The 1,087-nt window shown below is 73.1% G+C and carries 2 protein-coding genes; both read right to left on the bottom strand.

Annotation, left to right across the window (positions count from 1 at the left end):
* On the bottom strand, nucleotides 1-576 hold a 576-nt coding region (locus BBK14_RS15505; protein WP_131802330.1), incomplete at its 3' end, for a hypothetical protein.
* A partial coding sequence (locus BBK14_RS38345; protein WP_157904276.1) for a hypothetical protein occupies nucleotides 573-1,087 on the bottom strand: 515 nt, incomplete at its 5' end. The genes BBK14_RS38345 and BBK14_RS15505, both read right to left, overlap by 4 nt.

The following is a 1,087-nucleotide window of genomic DNA, read 5'->3' on the forward strand; positions in this document are numbered from 1 at the left end:
CAGCGCGCGGGCGTCCCGCTTGCGGTTGGCAGAGCCGAAGGCGGCCCACCGTCCGGCGATGGGCATGGCGCGCACGAGCCACGCCCGCTCCCACTTCAGGATCTCCAGGCCGCCCTCGACGTCGGGCGGGGCCGGAGCGGATGCCTGAGGGCTGGAAGCCGCTCGCACCGGCGCGGCCCATGCCACATCCGCTTCGGACAGCAGCTTTCGGCCCTCGCGGTGGTCACCCTCGTGGCGTTCGCCGCACCGGATGCAGGCACCCCTGTTGCGGCGATCCCACACCAGTCTGGCGACGCGCTCCAGGTGGCGAATCCGACCGTCGATGGCGGCCCGCTCCTCCGCCGACACACCGGAGGTGGGAGTGAACAGCGCGGCGAAGTCGCGCCCTGGGCAGGCGTCGAGGATGAGCGTCCGGAGTGCGACGCCATCCGCCTTGCGGTGCAGGTAGGCACAGAAGTGCCACCCCGTGTCGTTAGGTGGGTCAGCAAGGCGAATGCGCCACCAGCGCCGTCCAGTCGCCTCGCGGAAGACCTCCAGGTCGCCCTCAACGTCGGGCCGCGCCTCACGAGAGGTCACGGGGCGCCACCCCCGCCGAGCGCCTCACGCACCGCGAACTGGGCGCGCTCGCCGAAACCAGGAAGTCCTTCCGGCGCCCACGGCGGCACGTCCGCCCAGTCGGCAAGCCCGTTCAGCCGCTGGGCCACCCGGCGGCCGGCGGGGATAGTGGGGATGCAGTGCTGCGTCAGCGCCCACCCGGCACCCAGCTCCACTGTCCACGGCCAGACCTGCCCGCCGGGTGAGCGGTACCGGGCCAGGCGCAGCCCCGGCACGCCGGTGTCGCGCTGATCGGCCAGCCGGGCCAGCGCCGCGGGGTTAGGCCCCACCCGCCAGCGCGCGAACCGCACCTCAACCCGGTCCACCGCGTGAGCCAGCCTGACCCGGCGACTCTCCAGTAGCCCCATCTCCCACGCGGGTTCGTCGTGGCGCACATCGATGGTGACCGCCCAGTCGGTGACGTCGCGCAGGTGCCAGCAGGCCCAGTACGCCTCGATGTTGTCCGCGTGCCCGCTGGTCAGCGTCGAGCCCG

This window comes from Parafrankia soli (assembly GCF_001854695.1).
GTDB lineage: Bacteria > Actinomycetota > Actinomycetes > Frankiales > Frankiaceae > Parafrankia > Parafrankia soli.